Here is an 18,134-nt window from a genome sequence, read left to right on the forward strand (position 1 = left end):
GCTTCATGGGCCCATTGCTACGATCGGGGCGCGCAACCTCAACATGGGATGAGCTGCCATGAATAGATGGGCTGTTCGGTGGGCCGCGCTGGGCGGGTTCCTGATGGTCGGCGCCGAAGTGCACGCGCATCATGCCGTGGCGAGCGTGTACGACCTCAACAAAGAGGTGGTCCTGGAGGGCACGCTCACGAACTTGAACTTCAGGAATCCGCACTCGAACCTCGAGCTCGCGGTGCCGAACCCGGACGGCACGACCACGACCTGGGTGCTGACCACGGCCTCCATCCAGGTGCTGACGCGGGCGGGCGTGAACCGGGACTCGATCAAGCCCGGCGAGGACCTCAAGATCACGATCCTTCCGGCGAGGAACGGCAACCCTGCCGGGTTCATCAGGCGTCTCGAGCTCGCAGATCGCGAGTTCAATCTCGAAATCGACTGACCGCCGGAGCTCGCCGGCGCCTTGGGGGGAGTGATGTCCTTTAGAGGAACGACCGCGGCGTGCGCGCTCGCCGTCGCCGTCGCGGTGACCGGCGCGTCGCCCGTCGGCGCGCAGGGCTTCGGGCGCGGGGAGCCGCTCTACACGCCGGAGCCCGGCGCCCGCGACATGAAGGCGGTGCTCTTCAACTGGACCTGGCACATGGGGATGCTCCGCGGCCAGGCCGAGCACGAGCTCGTCGAGACGCTCGAGTACCGCGCCGAGGGCACGGTTCAGGTGGACGGGCAGCCCTGCACGCTGACGAATTACGTCGAAGCCGAGCCCGGCGTGCTCGGCAAGGCGGGATATCGCATCAGCGCGAACTACCGGATTCCCGGTTACCGGGCGCAGATCGAGTGCACGCTCCCCGACGGCCGGACGTATTCCAACATCGAGACCCTCAGCGCGGAGTACGCCTGGGACGAGGACATCCCCGGCGCGGAAATCATCCCGGGCGAGGGCAAGGCCATGCCCCGGCCGGAATCGTACGAGGAGCGGCTGATTCGCCTCTGGGCGAGCCCGCACGGCGCGCCGAAGGCTGCGATCGCCGCGGCGGCGGGCGTGCCGGTCTCGGAGTCGTTCAACGAGAACCCGGCCGTGCTGCTCGACCGCCAAGCGGAGGCCGGAGTGAAGGGGTCGGCCACGCTGTCATGGGAGGGCGACCGGCCCACCGTCACGTTCCCGATCCCGGGTGTGCCCGGGGCCGTGGCGACGGCCACGCTCAGCGAGGAGTTCTTGCCGGAGCGCGTCGTCGTGACGCACGGATCGGACACCACCGAGTTCGTCTACGGCGACTTCAGGGACTTCAACAATCCGCTGCACAGGATCGAAGCCCTCTATGCCGGCACGATCGTCGAGCGCCGCAACGGCGAGGTCGTGCGCGACCTTCGAACCGTCGTGACCGAAATCGGTCAGGTGTACGTCGTCGTCCCCGTTCCGGCGAGCGTGCGGGCGGCGGGCCCGGCGAAGAACTGACGCAACGCCGGCCGGAGGCCCCGCCCGGGCGCGCCGGCCGAGCTCGAGTAGAGGATCTCGGCCCATGTGGAAACAGCGATTCGTCAAGACGCCGCTCGTCGCGTCGTTCGGCGCGCTCTTGTGTCTCATCGCGACGTCGTCGCAAGGGCAGTTCGGCTTCCGCGGTCCGGACCCGGACGCGGCGAAGGCGCCGACCCCGAGGCTGGAGAACGGCAAGCCCGATCTCTCGGGCTCCTGGCGAACGGTCGCCGGCGGTCCGGAGCGCGTTGCGGGCGGCATGTTCCGGCGGTGCACTCCGTTCCAGGACAACTGCATGGAGTGGACCAACCAGAGCGCGGACTACACGTTCATGGCGTCATCGCGGCTCGACATGAACAAGCCGCTGTACAAGCCCGCGCTCTGGGACAAGGTCCAGGCGCTCGACATGTGGACGAACCGGGAGGATCCGGTCATGACCTGCCTGCCGCTCGGCATCCCGAGGCACGGGCCGCCTGCGCGGATCGTCCACAGCGACGACGACATCATCATGTTCTACCGCGGCGGGCTCGACGGCGGCGGCGGATACTCCGAGTTCCGGATGGTCCGTCTCGACGGGAGCGCGCACGAGCCGGACGACCGTTACGCGTACTCGTACTACGGGCGCACGGTCGGCAGCTGGGAAGGCGACACGCTCGTCCTCGACTCGATCGGGTTCACCGACGAGACGTGGTTCGGGCGGGGCGGCTTCTTCCACTCCACCGAGATGCGGGTGATCGAGCGGTTCACTCGCACCGGCAACGAGATGCTCTACGAAGTGACGGTCGAGGATCCGGAGGTGCTCGTCGAGCCTTGGGTTTTGCACCCGCGGACCCTGCAGCTCTCCGACAACCCGACGATCATCTCGGAGCGCGGGAGCTGCACGGACACCGAGCTGAAGGAGGTCACCACGCAGATTCGGCACTAGGCGCCTTTCTCAGGCGCGCGGGCCGAGCTCCGCGTCCTCGTCGATCGTCAGATCCTCGCAACGTGCCGAGAAATACGGGACATTCGAGGTGTTCACGGCGTTCGATCCCGTTTCCTCCTCGGTCCAGTAGAGCGGATCGTTCGCCACGAAGCTCCGTCGAAGCTGCCGCGTCTCGGTGTCGAACGTGAATTCCTCGACGACGTGCAGCTGATCGCTGTGCGGCGTTCGGCTGTTGAACAGGCCCGGTGCGAAGCCGACCGTATCGACGATCAGCGTGTCCCCTTCCCAGCGCCCTATCGAGTGACCGGCGAGGCTCGGCTCGATGTTTTGCGGATGCTCGCTCATGTTCATGTGAATCGTGCGCTCGACGCCCATTCGGCCGTATTGGATCGTGATCGTGTCGCCGCGCTGGGTCACGCGGTTGACGACCTCGCCGGAGTCCCCGCTCCATTCCGTCACGACGCTCGTGAACACGCAGGACATCGCGTAACGGTCGCCGAGATCGATTGCGTCGAGCGCGGCCTGGCCCGCTTCGGTCAATTCGGGACCGCCGAACCCGAAACGACGGCCTTCGCCGCCCCCGTTTTCCGCATTCCGTGCCCGGAGGGCCGCCTCGGCTTCCGCTGCGGTTTCGAACTCGCCCTCTTCGGCAAGACGCAGCGCCTCGGCGCGGAGGGCGGCCTGCTCGGTTCCGCGCGCGCCGCCGATGACGCCTGCGGCCTCCGGATCGTCGGCGTATTGCGCGGCCTGGCTCAGCGGCACGAGCGTTCCGCGTTGCCCGCGCGGATCGGTCATGACGCGCTGCTCCTGCGCCCAGTCGCCCGAGATGTTCGGCTCGCCGCTCGCGAGCCGCAGCGGCCGCTCGCCCTGACCGATCTCGGCCGGCGCCTTGATCTGGCCGTAGCGGTCGAGGCTCGAGCCGTCGTCGAAGATCAGAGTGCTGACGTAACACGAATACGGGTCGTCGCGGTCCGGCGAGCCCGTGATCGTGATCTTCTTGCCGACCGGGAACAGATCGGGGGTCCAGCCCGAGCGGCGCAGCGTATTGGCGGAGCGCATCTCGCAGCGCATCGCGACCGTCTCGCCGTTCTCGTCGACGACGTCGAGATAGAGCCAGGAATGCGGATTGACGAAATCGAGGCCGGTGACGGTGCCCGTGATCCGGATGTCCTTGTCCATCACGAACGTGCCGAAGCCGTGGTGCGCGAGCGCCGCCTCCGCGATCACGGCGCCGATCAGGAACGCGAGCGGGGTCCGAATGAATGGCCGCATGGGTCCTCCCCCCTTTGGTGGTATGCCGCAATATTACCGCGTACGGGGCGTTTCGAGGACGCCGCCGCGGCCGGCACGCGCAGCCCGCAGCGGCAACCGTCGCGCCCTCCGGCGGCCGCGGGTCGATTCGACAGCCGGGTCCTCTATAATTGCGCCACAACGCAAGCATGGAAGATTTTTATGCGCACTACGACTATTGCCTTCCGGCGCCGCTGCCGCGTGGTTCTCGGCTCGATCACCCTGGCGCTGCTCGGCGCTTGCGGCGGCGGGGGGCCGCAGCCCGACGCGGAAGGCTGGCTGACGCTCTTCAACGGCACCGACCTGTCCAACTGGAGCGTCGTGGGCGACGGCAACTGGCGCGTCGAGGACGGCGCAATCGCGGCTGACGAGAGCACGGGCAGCTTTCTCGTCAGCAACATGAGCTTCGGCGACTTCGAGCTCGAGCTCGAGTTCTGGGTCAACACCGAAGCCAATAGCGGCGTCTTCCTGCGTTGCATGAACCCTCAGTCCATCGACGAGACGTCGTGCTACGAGGTCAACATCTACGACACCCGGCCGGACCAGACCTACCGGACCGGAGCCATCGTGAATCTCGCCGAGCCGTCCCAGTTCGTTTACACGGGCGGGCAGTGGAATCGGTACCAGATCAGCGCCGTCGGCAATCGCCTGAAGGTCACGTTGAACGGCCGCGACCTGGTCGACGTCGAGGATGCGCGCCTGACCGCGGGCCCGATCGCGCTGCAGCACGGCTCGGGCACGGTCAAGTTCCGCAACGTGCGGATTCGAGAGCTTTAAGCGCGGGAAGGCACCGGCGGAGGCGTGCGCTCCGCGAATTGCCCATTCCAGTACGGGTAGTAGGGATAGGGCGGCGTCACGTAGCTCGCCTCGTCGAGGCGCGCCATTTGCTCCGGATCGAGCGCCCACCCGACGGCGCCGAGGTTCTCGCGCAGCTGTTGCTCGTCTCGTGCGCCGATCAGCACCGTGGCGACGGTCGGACGCTGCAGCAGCCAGTTGATCGCAATCTGCGGGATCGACTTGCCCGTCTCCTCGGCGACGGACTCGAGCGCGTCCACGACGCGGAACAACCGCTCGTCGTCCACCGGCGGCGCGGCCCACGCCGTCTCGAGCAGCCGCCGCGACGGGGGCTCGGGCCGGTTGCGCCGTATGCGGCCGGTCAGCCGTCCCCAGCCGAGCGGGCTCCAGACGATCGCGCCGATGCCCTCGGCGAGCCCTAGCGGCATGAGCTCCCACTCGTAGTCGCGGCCGATCAGCGAGTAGTAGACCTGCTGCGCGACGACTCGGGCACGGCCGCGGCGATCCGCCGCGGCGAGCGCTTTCATGACCTGCCAGCCGGAGAAGTTCGACACGCCCGCGTAGCGCACTTTGCCCGCGCGCACGAGGTCGTCGAGAGTGGACATCGCGTCGTCCACCGGCGTGAGCGAATCGAAATGGTGAAGCTGCAGCACGTCGATGTAGTCCGTGCGCAGCCGCTCGAGCGCGCGATCCACCGTTCGCAGCACGTGACTTCGCGACGCGCCGACCGCGTTCGGATCGTCGCTCGAGCGCAGGCTCACCTTCGTGGAAATGATCGCGCGGTCGCGCCGGCCGTCGAGCGCAGCGCCCAGAATCGACTCGGATGCGCCGTCCGAGTACACGTCGGCGGAATCGAACAGCGTGACGCCCGCGTCGAAGCAGATGTCGATCAGGCGGCGCGCCTCCGCGACGCCGATGTTGCCCCAGGCGGAGAACACGGGGCCCTTGCCGCCGAACGTGCCCGTCCCGAGACCCAAGACCGGGACCTTGAAGCCGGACGCTCCGAGCAAGCGATATTCCATGGCGACCTCCAAAGAATGGTGACGAGGCGTGCAACGCTACTCTCGACAGAGCGGCCGAAAAACCCGCAACATGGGAAGACATTCTTTTCAAATCGCGAAGAATCATGGATCGGCTCGACGACTTGAGCTTGTTCGTGCGCATTGCGGAGATGGGCTCCATCACCGCCGCGGCGCGCAGCCTCGACGTGTCGTTGTCCGTCGCGAGCCAGCGCTTGAAGCGTCTCGAGCAGAGGCTCGGCGTGCGGCTCCTGCACCGCACGACGCGGCGGCTCAAGCTCACGCCGGAAGGTGCCGCGCTGCTCGAGCAGGGCCGCCCGCTGCTCGAGGATCTCGACGCGCTCACGGCCGGCCTCGGCCGCGCGGGACGCGAGATCTCGGGCACGCTGCGGGTGACGATGTCGGCGGCATTCGGCAGGCTTTACGTGTCTCCGCGGCTGCCGCGATTCCTGGCCCGGCATCCGGCGCTGAACGTCCACATGGTCGTGGCGGACCAGATGCTCGATCTCGCCCGCGAAGGGCTCGACCTCGCGATTCGCGTCGGCACGCTCGAGGACTCGAGCCTCGTGTCGCGCAAGATCGCGTCGAACCGCCGCGTGCTCTGCGCATCGCCCGGCTATCTGCGCCGGCACGGCACGCCGAAGACGCCCGATGCGCTCGCACGCCATACCTGCCTCGTGCTGGTCGGCAGCAAGGGGCCGATCGACCGCTGGACGCTGCGCGACGCGGACGGGCGCGAGCACGTCGTCCAAGTGCGGGGGCGCCTGCAAAGCAACTTCGGCGAAGTGATCCGCGACGCGGCGCTCGCGGGTGAAGGCATCGCGCTGCTCTCCACGTGGCATGTCTGCGACGACCTGCGCACGGGGCGCCTTCGCATCGTGCTGCCGGGATATTCGCTCCCCGAAAGCGGCATCTACGCCGTGATGCCGCAACGCCGGCTCGTGCTGCCGCGCGTGCGCGCGTTCGTCGATTACCTTGCCAAGGAGCTCGCGGGCACGCCGCCGTGGGAGCGAATCTTGCGCACGAAACCGGCCGGGCGCCGATGAGCGGCGCCGGCAGCGGATCGTGAGGCGGACCCTTGGGGCGGACCCTCGAGCGGACCTTTGACCGTCCCGGCTAGACGAACGGCGCAGCGGCGTGCACGACGCGCCCGTTCGTGACCGCCCCGGCGCCGCGGCCCGTGGCGGACAGATAGACGGCGTGATCCGGCGCCGCCGCGTCGAGCTCCGCGCGCGTCGGGCGCCTCGATTCGCGAAACTGAAGCGGGTTCCAGCCGCCGATGCAGGTGATGAATTCGCCGCGCGGGACGCTTGCCGCGCGCGCGGCGATCGTTTCCTGCAGCTCGGCGATGCTGAATGCGCGCTCGACACGGCGTTCCTGATGGCCCGGATTCACGCCCGCGCGCGTGTAATGGACGTGCGCATCCACGAATCCCGGGATCGCCGTGCGGCCGCCGAGGTCGACCGTGGGAACCGCGGGGCCCGGACCGATGTTGGACCCGACCGAGCGAATGCGGCCGTTCGCGAGCAGCAGCGTGTCGCCGACGACGCCGCGGTAGTCGACGAAGCGGCCGTTGATCAGCGCGAGATCCGGCGCGGTGAGGGCGCCGGCGATGACCTCGGACGGGCTGCGTTGGGCTGCGGCCGTGCCGGCGAGCGCGTGCAGGCCGATCGCGGCGCCGGCCGCGATGAGCCTGCGCCGATTCAGGGCCGGCCCGGGGCCGGAATGCCTAATTTCACTCATCGATCTGCGAACGAGCTTAGCGAAAACGGCGGGCGCGCGCACCGCGGCCGCGTATACTTTTCGAGCCGCGCCCGAATGAGGAACATCCCATGAGAAAAACAAGTCTCGGTTCTTGGCCTCTTGCAGCGGTGCTCTTCGCGCTGCCCGCTTCGAGCGCACTCCCGCAGCAGACCGCGACGCCTGCGTATCTCGAGACGCGCGACGTCGCCCACGGTGCCGTTCAGACCTTCAATTACCATTCCGAATCGCTCGACCGCGAGCGCGAAGTCGTCGTCTACATGCCGCCCGGCTACGAGAGCGGCAGCGAGCGCTATCCGGTGCTGTACCTTCTGCACGGCGCGGGCGGCGACGAGCGGACGTGGATCGACCGCCAGCAGGCGAACGTGATTCTCGACAACTCGATCGCCGACGGCCGGCTCGAGCCGCTCGTCGTCGTGATGCCTTACGGCTACACGCGCCGGCTCCCCGAGGGGCAGCGGCGCCGCGGTGCCGCGGCCTACAAGACCGACATGGAAGAGTTCGCCGTCGACTTCATCGAGGACCTGATCCCGCAGGTCGAGTCACGCTACCGCGTGCTGGCGGACGCGGAGCATCGCGCGATCGCCGGCTTGTCGATGGGCGGCGGGCAGTCGCTCGCGATCGGGCTCAGTCACCCCGAGATGTTCACCGCCGTCGCCGGATTCAGCTCCGCGATGCAGATCGCGAACAATCCCGACTGGGGCGGGGTCGACATGGAAGCCGTGCTCGCGAACGACGAGACGATCAACGAGCACCTCGACCTGCTCTGGGTCGGCTGCGGAACCGAGGACGGTCTCTTCGACGCGAACAAGGCGTTCTCCGAGCAGCTGACCGAGCACGGCGTCGAGCACACGTTCCGCGTCACGCTCGGCGGGCACACGGCCGAGGTCTGGAGCCGGTATTTGTACGAGGTGGCGCCGCAGCTGTTCTGACACGCGCCGACTGCGTCACTCGCCCGGCTCGAGAACCAGGATCGCGCCGGGCGACGCGAACGCCGAGGCCTCGGTCAGCACGAAGATTCGTCCGTCGGGCGCTTCGACGACGTCGCGCATCCGCTGGCCGAGCTGCGTCAGCATGCGCTCCTCGCGGACGAATTTGCCTTGCTCGTCGAGGATCACGCGGACGAGCGCGCCCGGGCGCGACATCGCGGCCACGAGCACGTTGCCCTGCCACTCGGGGAAGAGATCGCCTCGGTAGACGATCAGGTTGCCCGGGTTGCCCGACGGAGGCCAGAAGGTCACCGGATCCACGTAGCCCTCGATCCCGCGAGAGCCGAGCGCCTTCTCGGCGCCGTCGTAATGCTCGCCGTTGGTGATCAGGATCCAGCCGTAGTTCTTGCCGGCTTCGATGAGATTGAGCTCGTCGCCGCCGCGCGGACCGAACTCCGTCGACCAGAGCTCGCCCGTCTCGGGGTCGAACCGCAGCCCGGTGGGATTGCGGTGGCCGATCGTGTAGAGCTCGGGCAGATAGCCCTCCATGCCGACGAACGGATTGTCGTCGGGGACCGAGCCGTCGTCGTTCACGCGGATGATCTTGCCGAGATGCGATTGCGGATCTTGCGCCTTCTCGCCCCAGTTCCGGTCGCCGCTCGTGATGTAAAGGCGATTCTCGTCGTCGAAGGCAATGCGCGCGCCGTAGCTCCCCGACGCGGGGCCTTGGCCGCAGCAGCGGTGGTTCTCGGCGGCCATCGCCGAGCCGTACCAGTCCTTGGCGACGAACACGTCCTCGACGTCGGCCAGCGAGGAGCCGCCGTCCCAGCGGGCGCGCGCGACGGCCAGCGACGTCAGGTTGCTGTCGTCCGGATGGGGCTTCGTGTACGCGAAGTAGATCAGCCGGTTGTCCTCGAAATCCGGATGCAGCGCGAGGCCCATCAGGCCGCCGATGCTCACGTTGATGAGCGCGGGCAGCCCTTCGATGGGGGTCGGATCGAGCTTCCCGTCGCGGATCACGCGCAGCCGCCCCGGCCGCTCGGTCAGCAGCATGTCGCCGTTCGGCAGGAGCGCGAGGCTCCACGGCGACTCCAGATCCCGAGTCAATACAGATACATGAACGGTTCCGGCCTCGGTTTCGAGGTCCCACGGGCCCTCGCCGAGCGGCGTCGGCTGGGGGCGCTGAGCGACGGCGGAGGCGGAAGCGCCGATCGTGAGGACCGCAACGGCGGCGAGTCGGGACGCGGTGAGGACGGGCTTCATCGGCCAAGCTCCTTCGAGATTCGGGGCGGTACCAAGGCAGGGATGGTATGCGAAAGGATTTGCGTCAGGCCAGCTTTCGGCTCGCGACCTAACGTTCAGCGGGGCGTTCTCCGATCGTTAGCCAGCGCCGCCCGGTAGTCGCGGATCGCCCGGCTGGTCGTCTCCCGGTCCAGGAAGCTCGCGAGCTGCTCGAGATCGATGCCGGGCAGGGCCTCGCTGCGCTCGGTCTGCTCGTAGCGAGTGCCGCGCAGCACGTGCACCTCGATGCGTCCGTCTCGAAAGTACCAGACCTCGGGCACGCCGAGCCTGCGGTACACGCCGAGCTTGTCGAGCCCGCCGTGAGTCCAGACGACCTCGATGGCGAGCTCCGGACGCTCGCGGTTGCCGACCGGGCCGAAGATGTAGCACTCGTCGGGCTCCGCGCCCGCCTCTTCGCGCTTGTCCTTGATCGTCCAGGAGCCCGCGGCCGAGAACTCGACGCCGTGCTCGAGGCACCAGACCTCGACGAGGCGTCCGATCGTCGACTTGATCGACTCGTGCGGCAGCGACGGGCTCATGATCTCGAGCGTTCCTTCGAGATAGGTGATCCGCGGCACCGCCGATTCGTCGCGAATGACGAGCAGCCGCTCGTAGTCCGCCCATGTCGCGCCGTGCAAATGCACGTAATGGTCCTCGCGGGCGCTCCCGGCGGGGAGCAGGCGATCGGCGAGTGCGGCCATGAGTGGATTGTCCTGTGGGAAACGCGTAGTCATGAAGGTCCCAAATCGGGCCGATGACTCCATTTCTAGCGCGACTCGCCGCTCCGTGCCAGTCCGTCTCGACTCGCCCGAGAGCCGTCCCGCACTCCTTGCGGGTGCCGCGACCGTGCACGCGTCAGGCTCGAATAATCTCCACGTGTCGCCCCGAGAGCACCGCAAGAGGCTCGAGGTCCTTCGGATCGGAAGTGACGATGTGGTCTCCGTCCTCGGCGAGCAGCACGAGCGCCGCGTCGACCACGTCGTGCGTGCGCGCAGCGGCCAAGAGCTCGCCGGCGGCTCGCCCCAATCCTGCGTCGAGCGCATGCACGTAGATCCCATCGAGCGCCTTCGCCAACAGCGCTTGACGCGGACCGCGGCCCCGCCAGGTCTCGCGCACCTACTCCGGGACGTGATCGCGATACCGTGCCGCGACATCGTCGTCGCAGGCCTGCGACGGCGGCGAGAACTCGAGGTCCGGACGGTGATCCCACTGCTGCGTCAACGTGGCCGGCCGCTCGAGATACACCGGGTCTTCGACGGTGATCTCGTAGCGCAGCCGCAGGCGGTCATCCGTGAGTGACAGCCGTTCGACGGTGTGCTTGGCGGGGCTCGACGGCACGTTCCCGCCGAGGCCGGAGGGGTTCGGCTCGTAGGCGATCGTATCGATGACGAGCGTGTCTCCTTCCCACCAGCCGACCGAGTGCCCGTGGCGCGAGGGTTGGACGTCGGCCGGGTGCTCGGCGTTCATATATACCGTGCGTATGACATGGTCGCCCGAGTTCTCGAAGTGAATCACGACCTCGTCTTCTCCGATCGTGATCGAGCGCAGCTCGTCGAGCGCCGCGAGGAACGGGACGGGCTCTACGAAGCAGAGCCCGTCGGCGGCCATCTTCGCCTGCGCGGCACGGGCTTCCGCCGTGAGCGGGAAGCGCGCCATCGCGCCGAAAGCGGCGGTCAGCGCCTGGCGGGACGGCGCCCATTTGCCCTCGAGGCTTTCGGCCGGCGTCAGCGTGCGATTCCGCCTGCTCGCCGCATAAAACGGATGTATTTCGCCGTCCTCCGTCGTGACGTCGAGAATGCGGACTTGCTTGCCCCAGCCGCCGCGATTGGGGTTGGCGCGCATCACGACGTGCGTGCCGGGCTGGAGCGCCTCCCGGCGCAGGCCGTCGACTCGCGCCTGCGTGATCGCGAGGCCTTCGCCTTCGACGAGCGCCGGCTTGCCGTCCGGGCCTATGGTCTCGACGATCAGGTACATGTGTGGGTTCACCCAGTCGAACCGCGCGACGGTCCCTTCGATCAGTATCTCCTTCGACTGATCGAACATCGCCTGGCTGTGATGAGCGAACGCGGGCGTGAAGAAAGGCACGGCCGCCGCGAGGATACCGAGAGCCGCGGATTGGAGTTTCATGGCGAACCCTCTACCGGACAGTTTCGAAAATGATAATGACTTCCCTGGCGACCCGGCAAACTCATCGCAGTCGGCTCAGGGGCATACCGGCCGGCAGGTGGGCAGTGCCGAATCGTGACGCAGTTCCGTTGAACCCGCGCCGCACGAGTGCATTATTGCAATAATGCAGACGGCCACGAGGCGCACGATTTGTTCACCCTGAAGCCGCACTCCGGGGTACCGATCTATCGGCAGCTGCTCGAGCAGATTCGCCGCATGGTTGCGAGCGGGCAGCTCGAGCCCGGGACGGAGCTGCCGTCCATCCGGGAGCTTGCCCTCAAGCATACGATCAATCCGATGACGGTCTCGAAGGTGTACACGCTGCTCGAGGCCGAGGGCGTGCTCGAGCGCCACCGCGGCAAGCCGATGACCGTCGCCGCGCAGCGCAAGAGCCAGGTGCCGCTCGCGGCACGGCTGAAGCAGCTCGACCCGCAGCTCGACGCGCTGGTGCTTGCGGCGCGTCAGCTCGAGATCGGCGTGGAAGAGGCCGTCGAGGCGCTCAAAGCCAAGTGGGAGGTGAACGATGACCGGGCAGCACGTAGCCGCGCGCGGCCTAAGCAAGTCCTTTAGCGGCAAGGCCGTCCTCGAGGACGTGTCGTTCGAGATCGAGCCCGGCGACGTCGTCGGCGTGCTCGGCAAGAACGGCGCGGGCAAGACGACGTTGCTCGAGCTGATCCTCGGCTTCACGCCGGCGAGCGCCGGCACCGTCACGGTCTTCGGCCACGAGAGCTACCGGATGCCGGCCTCGGTCAAGGCACGCGTCGGGTTCGTTCCGCAGCAGGACGAGCTCGTGAATCAGCTCACGGCTGCGGACCAGGTGCGGGTCATTCGTTCCTTCTACGAGCATTGGGACGACGAGCTCATCGGCCGGCTCATGGCGAAGTGGGAGATCGATCCCGCCGAGCGCATCAAGCGCATGTCGATCGGGCAGCGGCAGAAGCTTTCGATCCTGCTCGCGCTCGGGCATCGTCCGGATCTGCTCTTGCTCGACGAGCCGGTCGCGAGTCTCGACCCGATCGCGCGGCGGCACTTTCTCGAGCAGATCGTCGATATCGCGGCCGACGGCACGCGCTCGGTCGTGTTTTCGTCGCACATCGTTTCCGACATCGAGCGGCTCGCGAACAAGATCTGGATTCTCAAGGATCGCCGCCTCCGTTGGCGCGGCGACTTCGACGATCTCAAGGACTCGATCGTGCGGTTGCACGTGAGGAGCTCGCAACCGATTGCGCGCTCATGGGCGATTCCCAATGCGTTACACGTCGAGTACGCGGAGCACCACGCGACGGCGATCGTGTACGACTGGAGCGACGACCTCCACGACGAGATTGCGCGGCTTACCGGCGCCGCGCTCGAGCCCGAGCCGCTGACGCTCGAGGACATCTTTCTGGAGCTGCATCGATGACGGCCATCGTGCGACTCGTCTGGACTTACTTCACCGGCACCCGGCTCGGCCGCTGGCTTTCACTCGCCGGGCTCTCGGCCATGATGGTCGGCAACATCGGTGCGGCGCTCGCGCCGAGCTGGACGCTCGACCCCACCGGCCGGTTGGACGCGCAAGGTAGCTTCTTCGTCTTTCTACCGTGGCCCGCGGTGATCGCCGTGCTCTTCGCGAGCGCGCTGATGCCGGTCATGCTCGATCGCATGATGCGCGGGCGGAGGCTTGGCGTGCTGCCGCACGGCAGGCTGCGGCTGCTCGCGAGCGCCGTCGGCACGGCCGCGTCGATCTCGCTCGCGACGGCCGGCACGGCCGTGCTCGCGTTCTACCGGTTCCCGATCGAGATCTCCTTCGCGGCGGTCTTCGTGCGAACCTTTGCGGTGGCCTTCACGACGTTCGGGTTCACGTATCTCGCGTTGTGGATGCTCGGCAAGATGCGCGGCGGCACGGGCCTGCTCGCGGCCGCGCTGCTCGTGATGCTGAGCATCGGCCTGCCGCTCACATACATGGACGAGCCGACGGATGCGTTACCGTGGCCGGTGAAGCTCGGCTTCATCGGCTGGATCGCCTTCGGCGCGGTACTGCTGGCCGGGCATCGTGCGGCTTCCGTGCGCGCGGCCGTGCACGGGTGGCTCACCGCGACGCTGCGGCGGCTGCCGTCGCTCGCCTATGCCGAAGGGATGGAAGCATCGCTCCTGCTCGGCACGAGCCGCCCGTGGATACTCGCGATCGGCCAGGCCGTTCCGATCGGCATCGCAGCAGCGTATATCGCCGTGCCGAGCGTGTGGCTCTTTTTCTTCACGCTCTTCGGTGCGATAACCGCCGCCGTCACGAGCCATGCGGCGGCGCGAAGCCGCACGCTGTGGCTCCGGGCAGGGCTCACGCGCGCGGAGCTCTTCAGGCGGGTCGAACGAGCGTACTGGCGGTACAACGGCTACGCGCTCGGCGTGTTGCTGGCGTTGCTCGTCGGCTTCGGTGCGTTGTACGAGTATCCGGCGCGCCTCGTGGTTTTCGGTCCGCCGCTGGTGGTGCTCGGTGCGGCGGCGAGCTTCTATCTCGGTATGATCATGACGAAGGGGCTCGGCCTCATCGAAGGCGTGCTGGGGGTGTCGACGATGGGTTTGCTGATGGCGGCGAGCGTCGCGACGGCACGTGCGGACGTCGACATCGCCGTCGTCATCGCGCTCGGAGCCGCGATTGCGCTGCTCGCGCTCGTCTATCGCGCCTGCGCGGCGGCGCGCTGGAATGGGCTCGATTGGATGCTGTGTCGTGGCGAAACCTTTATGCGCGGGCGGGCTGCATGAGCTTCTTTCGCGGGAATTGCGGCGCCGGTCGTTTGCGAAGGGAGTGGTGAACGATTCGCCAAGGAAGCCTCCTGGAGGCTAGGATTGTCATCAGAAAGCCAGCCAAGGACGAGCCGTGAAGAAAATCGGATTCCTGTCGTTCGGGCACTGGTCGCCCTCGCCCCACTCGCAGGTTCGAACGGCGTCGGATTCGCTTCTCCAGTCGATCGAGCTTGCCGTTGCCGCCGAGGAGCTCGGCGCGGACGGCGCATACTTCCGCGTGCACCACTTCGCGCGCCAGCTCGGCTCGCCGTTCCCGCTGCTCGCGGCCGTCGGCGCGCGCACTCGCAGGATCGAGATCGGCACGGCCGTCATCGACATGCGCTACGAGAACCCGCTGTACATGGCGGAGGATGCCGGCGCGGCGGACGTCATCTCGGGCGGGCGGCTGCAGCTCGGCATCAGCCGCGGATCGCCGGAGCAGGTCATCGACGGCTGGCGCTACTTCGGCTACGCGCCGCAAGAGGGCGAGACCGACGCGGACATGGCTCGCCGGCATGCCATGGTGTTCCTCGAGGTGCTGAAGGGGCATGGGTTCGCGCAGCCGAACCCGCGGCCGATGTTCCCGAATCCTCCGGGGCTCTTGCGCGTCGAGCCGTATTCGGAGGGGCTTCGCGAGCGGATCTGGTGGGGCTCGAGCACGAACGACACGGCCCGATGGGCGGCGAAGCTCGGGATGAACCTGCAAAGCTCCACGCTCAAGACCGACGAGACCGGCGAGCCGCTGCACGTGCAGCAGCGCAAGCAGATCGAGGCCTACCGCGAAGCGTGGAAGGAGGCCGGGCACACGCGCGAGCCGCGCGTCTCGGTGAGCCGCAGCATCTTCGCGCTCGTCGACGATCGCGACCGCGCCTATTTCGGGGGCAGGGACGACGACCAGGACACGATCGGCTACATCGACGCGAACACCCGCGCGATCTTCGGCCGCTCGTACGCCGCCGAGCCCGACGTGCTCGTGAAGCAGCTCGCGGAAGACGAGGCGATCGCGGCGGCCGACACGTTGCTGCTCACGGTGCCGAACCAGCTCGGCGTCGAGTACAACGCGCACGTCATCGAGAGCATATTGAAGTACGTGGCGCCGGAGCTCGGCTGGCGGTGAGCCGCCGCGGCGTTCTCGAACCCTGACATCCCCGTTGCTTTCGATGCGTCGGTCTCGAGCCGACGCCGGAGGGGGCCCCTCCCGCGGCTACTTCTCTGCCAGCGGCGGGCAGGGGTCGTCCATTCGACGATCGACCTCGTCAATGAACGCCTGAGGCGCAAGCGTCGGAAAATTCACGAAGGCTCGGCACACAGTTCACGAGCTTGCCGTAGCCGCCGAAGATCCGCATGTGCCCATCCGACATCACGAGAACGTGCCCGTGAAGCCTCGGCCGAGCCCTGCCGCGCGCGTCCCGGCCGGAGTTTCGAGCCGAACTTCTTCCTTTAGATCGAACCTGCAAACCTCGACGACTTCGCCGGGCTGCAAACGGTCGCCGCCCATCAGTGTAAACGCGCGCAGACCCGAACCTTCGACGGTCCACCGTTCGACCTGTCCGTCGCCAAGCTCGCGCTCCAGCGTGAACAGGACGTGAGGGTTCACGGCGTCGAAACGAACGACCGTGCCCTCTATCCAGATCGGCTTGCCGATATCGAACATGATTGAATGATGCGCCTCGACCGAACCGACAAAGGCGAGCGCTACGAGCGCCGTTGCCCATGCTGTGGTCGTTCTCATGCGGCTCACCTATATCTACATTCGTAGAGATATAATAGCGACAAATGTAGAGATGTCAAATGCGGGCATCCGCAATAGCGGCGGCGCGCCGGGGCGATCACGTGCGCCGCCGGGGCTTCTTTTTGCTGCGTGGCTTCGTGACGTGCGCTTCCGCCTGAGCTTGCTCGATTCGGTCGACGAGGTCCGCAAAATAGGCTTTGAGCTGCGCGAACGTCGGTGGCGCGCCGGCCGGGAGCTCGATGCCCGGGTCGTCGCGGCGCGGGGCGGCGCCGAGTAGCCGCGTTTTCAGGACGTCTGGACTGTATCCGAAGCGATCCGCGGCCTCGAACAGCTCGGCCTCCGGGCATCCGTGCTGCTCGATCAACGTGTAAACATCGAACAGGTCGCGCGTCGTCATCCTGCTATTCAGGGCTACGGCCTTCATCAGGAACAGCGAGCGCAGAGTTGCTACGGCGATTCTGTTCAACCCTGCGACGCTCCGTTCGGCCTGGATCTCTTCGGAGAGCCGCGCCGGGTCCGGGACGAAGAACGAGACCTTGATCCGATCGATGCTGTAGTCCTGCTGGTAGTCGACGAGCTCGAGCCCGCTATCGAGGAACTCCTGCTCGGCAGCCAGATTCGGGAAAGGCTCGACCGAATGTGATCGACCAAGCTCGTCGAGGAGCCGCGCGACGCGCTTTCGGGGGAGGCGTTCTGCCGGGAACACGAAGTCGAGGTCTGCGCTCAGCCTGTGCGCTATGCGAAGCGCGAGCGCGGTCCCGCCGGCAAGTATCAAACCTTCAGCATGCCGCGATGCATCGATGGCTCGAAGCAGCCTCTCAGTGCCTGCCGGCAGCGCGTGCACGCCCGATCTCGATGTTCTTCAGCATTCGGCCGCTTGCCTCGGCGGCGCCCGGTGAGAGCTCGAACGCGCGGAGCATCGCCGCTCGAGCTCTTTGCACGCGCTCGAGCCCGTAGTGCTCGACGCAGGCGAGCAGGTCGTTGAAGGTGGGACGAGCGAGCACCTGCGCGATGACGGTCTCTTCGTCTACTCCGCCGCGCGGTCTGCTCCAGGCTCGGTTGAAGGAGAGCTTCGGCTCGCGGGGCGGGAGCGGCCGGACCCGGAGGGCGGTTCGAGGTCCGACGGATGCCCGTTCGAGACGCACGAGACCCTCGGCGGCCAAGCGCTTGACCTGGTCGTGCACGCGTCGGTAGGGCCGGCCCGCGGCGGCCGCCAAGGCATAAATGCCGTCCTCCCCTGCGCCGCGATGGATGAGCGCGAGGAGCTCCTGCGTTTTGCGGGTACGGGCCATTGTAATCGTCCTATATAGGACGATTATGCGCCTGGTCGGGCGGGCGTGAATAGGGCAAGCGGCCGAAAGATTGGACGAGCAGCGAACACGGGGCGTTCGTGCCCGCCCACCCCCTGCGCGCCCCGGTGATGCTCACGCCGGCGGGCCAGGGGGCAGGCGCCAAGCGCCAAGCGCTTACGCAGGAACCGCCTCACCTTTGACCGCTGCCTCGATCGTGGCGATATCGATCTTCCGCATGGGCATCATCGCTTCGAAAGCGCGTTTGGCCGCTGCGCGGTCGGGATTGCTCACCGCTTCGAGCAGCACACGCGGAGTGATCTGCCAGGAGAAGCCCCACTTGTCCTTGCACCAGCCGCAGGCGCTTTCCTCGCCGCCGTTCTTGGTGATGGCGTCCCAGTAACGATCGGTTTCCTCCTGGTTCTCGGTGATGACCATGAAGCTGACCGCCTCGTTCGCTTTGAAATTGGGACCGCCGTTGAGCCCGACGAACGGCTGGCCGAGCACCGTGAACTCCACGGTCAGCTCCTCGCCTGCCTCACCGCTCGGAGAATCGGACGGCGCCATGAGGCTCGCGCCCACCTTCGAGTCGGGAAAAACGGAGGCATAGAACTCGGCCGCTTTGCGGGCTTCGCCTTTGTCGAACCAAAGGCAGGTCGTGAGCTTAGCGTTTGCCATTTTTCTCTCTCCGCGGAAAGTAGGTTTAACGGCGACAGGTC

The 18,134-nt window shown here is 67.2% G+C and carries 21 protein-coding genes; 10 read left to right on the forward strand and 11 right to left on the reverse strand.

Annotated elements, in window-relative coordinates; translation table 11 throughout:
- Window positions 1–58 precede the first annotated feature (58 nt).
- The 3 genes from VF329_05310 (at window position 59) to VF329_05320 (ending at window position 2,393) form a co-directional block, all read left to right on the forward strand.
- Complete coding sequence (locus VF329_05310; protein ID HEX7080411.1) at window positions 59–439, forward strand: DUF6152 family protein; 381 nt, start codon at window positions 59–61, stop codon at window positions 437–439.
- Window positions 440–472: 33 nt separating this feature from the next.
- Window positions 473–1,450 carry a hypothetical protein gene (locus tag VF329_05315; protein HEX7080412.1) on the forward strand — a complete coding sequence of 326 codons (978 nt, stop codon included), beginning with the start codon at window positions 473–475 and terminating at the stop codon, window positions 1,448–1,450.
- A gap of 64 nt (window positions 1,451–1,514) precedes the next feature.
- Window positions 1,515–2,393, forward strand: a complete 879-nt coding sequence (locus VF329_05320; protein HEX7080413.1) for a hypothetical protein — start codon at window positions 1,515–1,517, stop codon at window positions 2,391–2,393.
- 9 nt (window positions 2,394–2,402) lie between these two features.
- Here VF329_05320 and VF329_05325 read toward each other — a convergent pair whose 3' ends face one another.
- Entirely contained in the window at window positions 2,403–3,665 is a 1,263-nt protein-coding gene (locus tag VF329_05325; protein ID HEX7080414.1) for a DUF6152 family protein, read from the reverse strand.
- 180 nt (window positions 3,666–3,845) lie between these two features.
- Between VF329_05325 and VF329_05330 the strand changes: the two genes are divergently transcribed.
- The gene (locus tag VF329_05330) at window positions 3,846–4,460 is read left to right on the forward strand and encodes a DUF1080 domain-containing protein (GenBank protein ID HEX7080415.1); all 615 of its coding nucleotides are present in this window, start codon (window positions 3,846–3,848) and stop codon (window positions 4,458–4,460) included.
- On the opposite strand, the gene VF329_05335 is transcribed toward VF329_05330, so the two are convergent.
- Window positions 4,457–5,500, reverse strand: coding sequence for an aldo/keto reductase (locus VF329_05335; GenBank protein HEX7080416.1), 1,044 nt, complete (start codon window positions 5,498–5,500; stop codon window positions 4,457–4,459). The genes VF329_05330 and VF329_05335 overlap by 4 nt on opposite strands.
- A gap of 104 nt (window positions 5,501–5,604) precedes the next feature.
- Between VF329_05335 and VF329_05340 the strand changes: the two genes are divergently transcribed.
- The gene (locus VF329_05340; protein HEX7080417.1) at window positions 5,605–6,543 is read left to right on the forward strand and encodes a LysR family transcriptional regulator; all 939 of its coding nucleotides are present in this window, start codon (window positions 5,605–5,607) and stop codon (window positions 6,541–6,543) included.
- Between the two features lie 70 nt (window positions 6,544–6,613).
- Here VF329_05340 and VF329_05345 read toward each other — a convergent pair whose 3' ends face one another.
- Entirely contained in the window at window positions 6,614–7,240 is a 627-nt protein-coding gene (locus tag VF329_05345) for an amidohydrolase family protein (protein HEX7080418.1), read from the reverse strand.
- Between the two features lie 89 nt (window positions 7,241–7,329).
- Here VF329_05345 and VF329_05350 point away from each other — a divergent pair, with 89 nt between their 5' ends.
- Window positions 7,330–8,190: an alpha/beta hydrolase-fold protein gene (locus VF329_05350; GenBank protein ID HEX7080419.1), complete on the forward strand. Its 861-nt coding sequence runs from the start codon at window positions 7,330–7,332 to the stop codon at window positions 8,188–8,190.
- Between the two features lie 15 nt (window positions 8,191–8,205).
- Here VF329_05350 and VF329_05355 read toward each other — a convergent pair whose 3' ends face one another.
- The 4 genes from VF329_05355 to VF329_05370 form a co-directional block, all read right to left on the reverse strand.
- Window positions 8,206–9,450, reverse strand: coding sequence for a PQQ-dependent sugar dehydrogenase (locus VF329_05355; protein HEX7080420.1), 1,245 nt, complete (start codon window positions 9,448–9,450; stop codon window positions 8,206–8,208).
- 95 nt (window positions 9,451–9,545) lie between these two features.
- Complete coding sequence (locus VF329_05360) at window positions 9,546–10,169, reverse strand: Uma2 family endonuclease (GenBank protein ID HEX7080421.1); 624 nt, start codon at window positions 10,167–10,169, stop codon at window positions 9,546–9,548.
- 154 nt (window positions 10,170–10,323) lie between these two features.
- A complete protein-coding gene (locus tag VF329_05365) occupies window positions 10,324–10,584 on the reverse strand; it encodes a hypothetical protein (protein HEX7080422.1) in 261 nt (86 codons plus the stop codon).
- A complete protein-coding gene (locus VF329_05370; GenBank protein ID HEX7080423.1) occupies window positions 10,585–11,595 on the reverse strand; it encodes a DUF6152 family protein in 1,011 nt (336 codons plus the stop codon).
- 189 nt (window positions 11,596–11,784) lie between these two features.
- Here VF329_05370 and VF329_05375 point away from each other — a divergent pair, with 189 nt between their 5' ends.
- The 4 genes from VF329_05375 to VF329_05390 all read left to right on the forward strand — a co-directional run bounded on the left by VF329_05375 (window position 11,785) and on the right by VF329_05390 (window position 15,511).
- A complete protein-coding gene (locus VF329_05375; protein HEX7080424.1) occupies window positions 11,785–12,204 on the forward strand; it encodes a GntR family transcriptional regulator in 420 nt (139 codons plus the stop codon).
- Entirely contained in the window at window positions 12,158–13,036 is an 879-nt protein-coding gene (locus tag VF329_05380; GenBank protein ID HEX7080425.1) for an ABC transporter ATP-binding protein, read from the forward strand. Before VF329_05375 ends, VF329_05380 begins: the two co-directional genes overlap by 47 nt.
- Window positions 13,033–14,373 (forward strand): hypothetical protein, encoded by a 1,341-nt coding sequence (locus tag VF329_05385; protein ID HEX7080426.1) that lies wholly within the window; start codon window positions 13,033–13,035, stop codon window positions 14,371–14,373. The genes VF329_05380 and VF329_05385 overlap by 4 nt, the downstream gene beginning before the upstream one ends.
- A gap of 115 nt (window positions 14,374–14,488) precedes the next feature.
- On the forward strand, window positions 14,489–15,511 hold the full coding sequence (locus VF329_05390) for an LLM class flavin-dependent oxidoreductase (protein ID HEX7080427.1): 1,023 nt from the start codon (window positions 14,489–14,491) through the stop codon (window positions 15,509–15,511).
- A 243-nt stretch (window positions 15,512–15,754) separates the two neighbouring features.
- Here the strand turns inward: VF329_05390 and VF329_05395 are convergent, their stop codons facing one another.
- The 4 genes from VF329_05395 to VF329_05410 all read right to left on the reverse strand — a co-directional run bounded on the left by VF329_05395 (window position 15,755) and on the right by VF329_05410 (window position 18,093).
- Window positions 15,755–16,126, reverse strand: a complete 372-nt coding sequence (locus VF329_05395; protein HEX7080428.1) for a DUF6152 family protein — start codon at window positions 16,124–16,126, stop codon at window positions 15,755–15,757.
- Window positions 16,127–16,223: 97 nt separating this feature from the next.
- Complete coding sequence (locus VF329_05400) at window positions 16,224–16,970, reverse strand: nucleotidyl transferase AbiEii/AbiGii toxin family protein (GenBank protein ID HEX7080429.1); 747 nt, start codon at window positions 16,968–16,970, stop codon at window positions 16,224–16,226.
- Window positions 16,945–17,418, reverse strand: coding sequence for a hypothetical protein (locus VF329_05405; protein ID HEX7080430.1), 474 nt, complete (start codon window positions 17,416–17,418; stop codon window positions 16,945–16,947). The genes VF329_05400 and VF329_05405 overlap by 26 nt, the downstream gene beginning before the upstream one ends.
- A 174-nt stretch (window positions 17,419–17,592) precedes the next feature.
- Window positions 17,593–18,093, reverse strand: coding sequence for a VOC family protein (locus VF329_05410; protein HEX7080431.1), 501 nt, complete (start codon window positions 18,091–18,093; stop codon window positions 17,593–17,595).
- Window positions 18,094–18,134 lie beyond the last annotated feature (41 nt).

The sequence above is a fragment of the Gammaproteobacteria bacterium genome (genome assembly GCA_036381015.1).
Taxonomy (GTDB): Bacteria; Pseudomonadota; Gammaproteobacteria; order Steroidobacterales; family Rariloculaceae; genus ZC4RG20.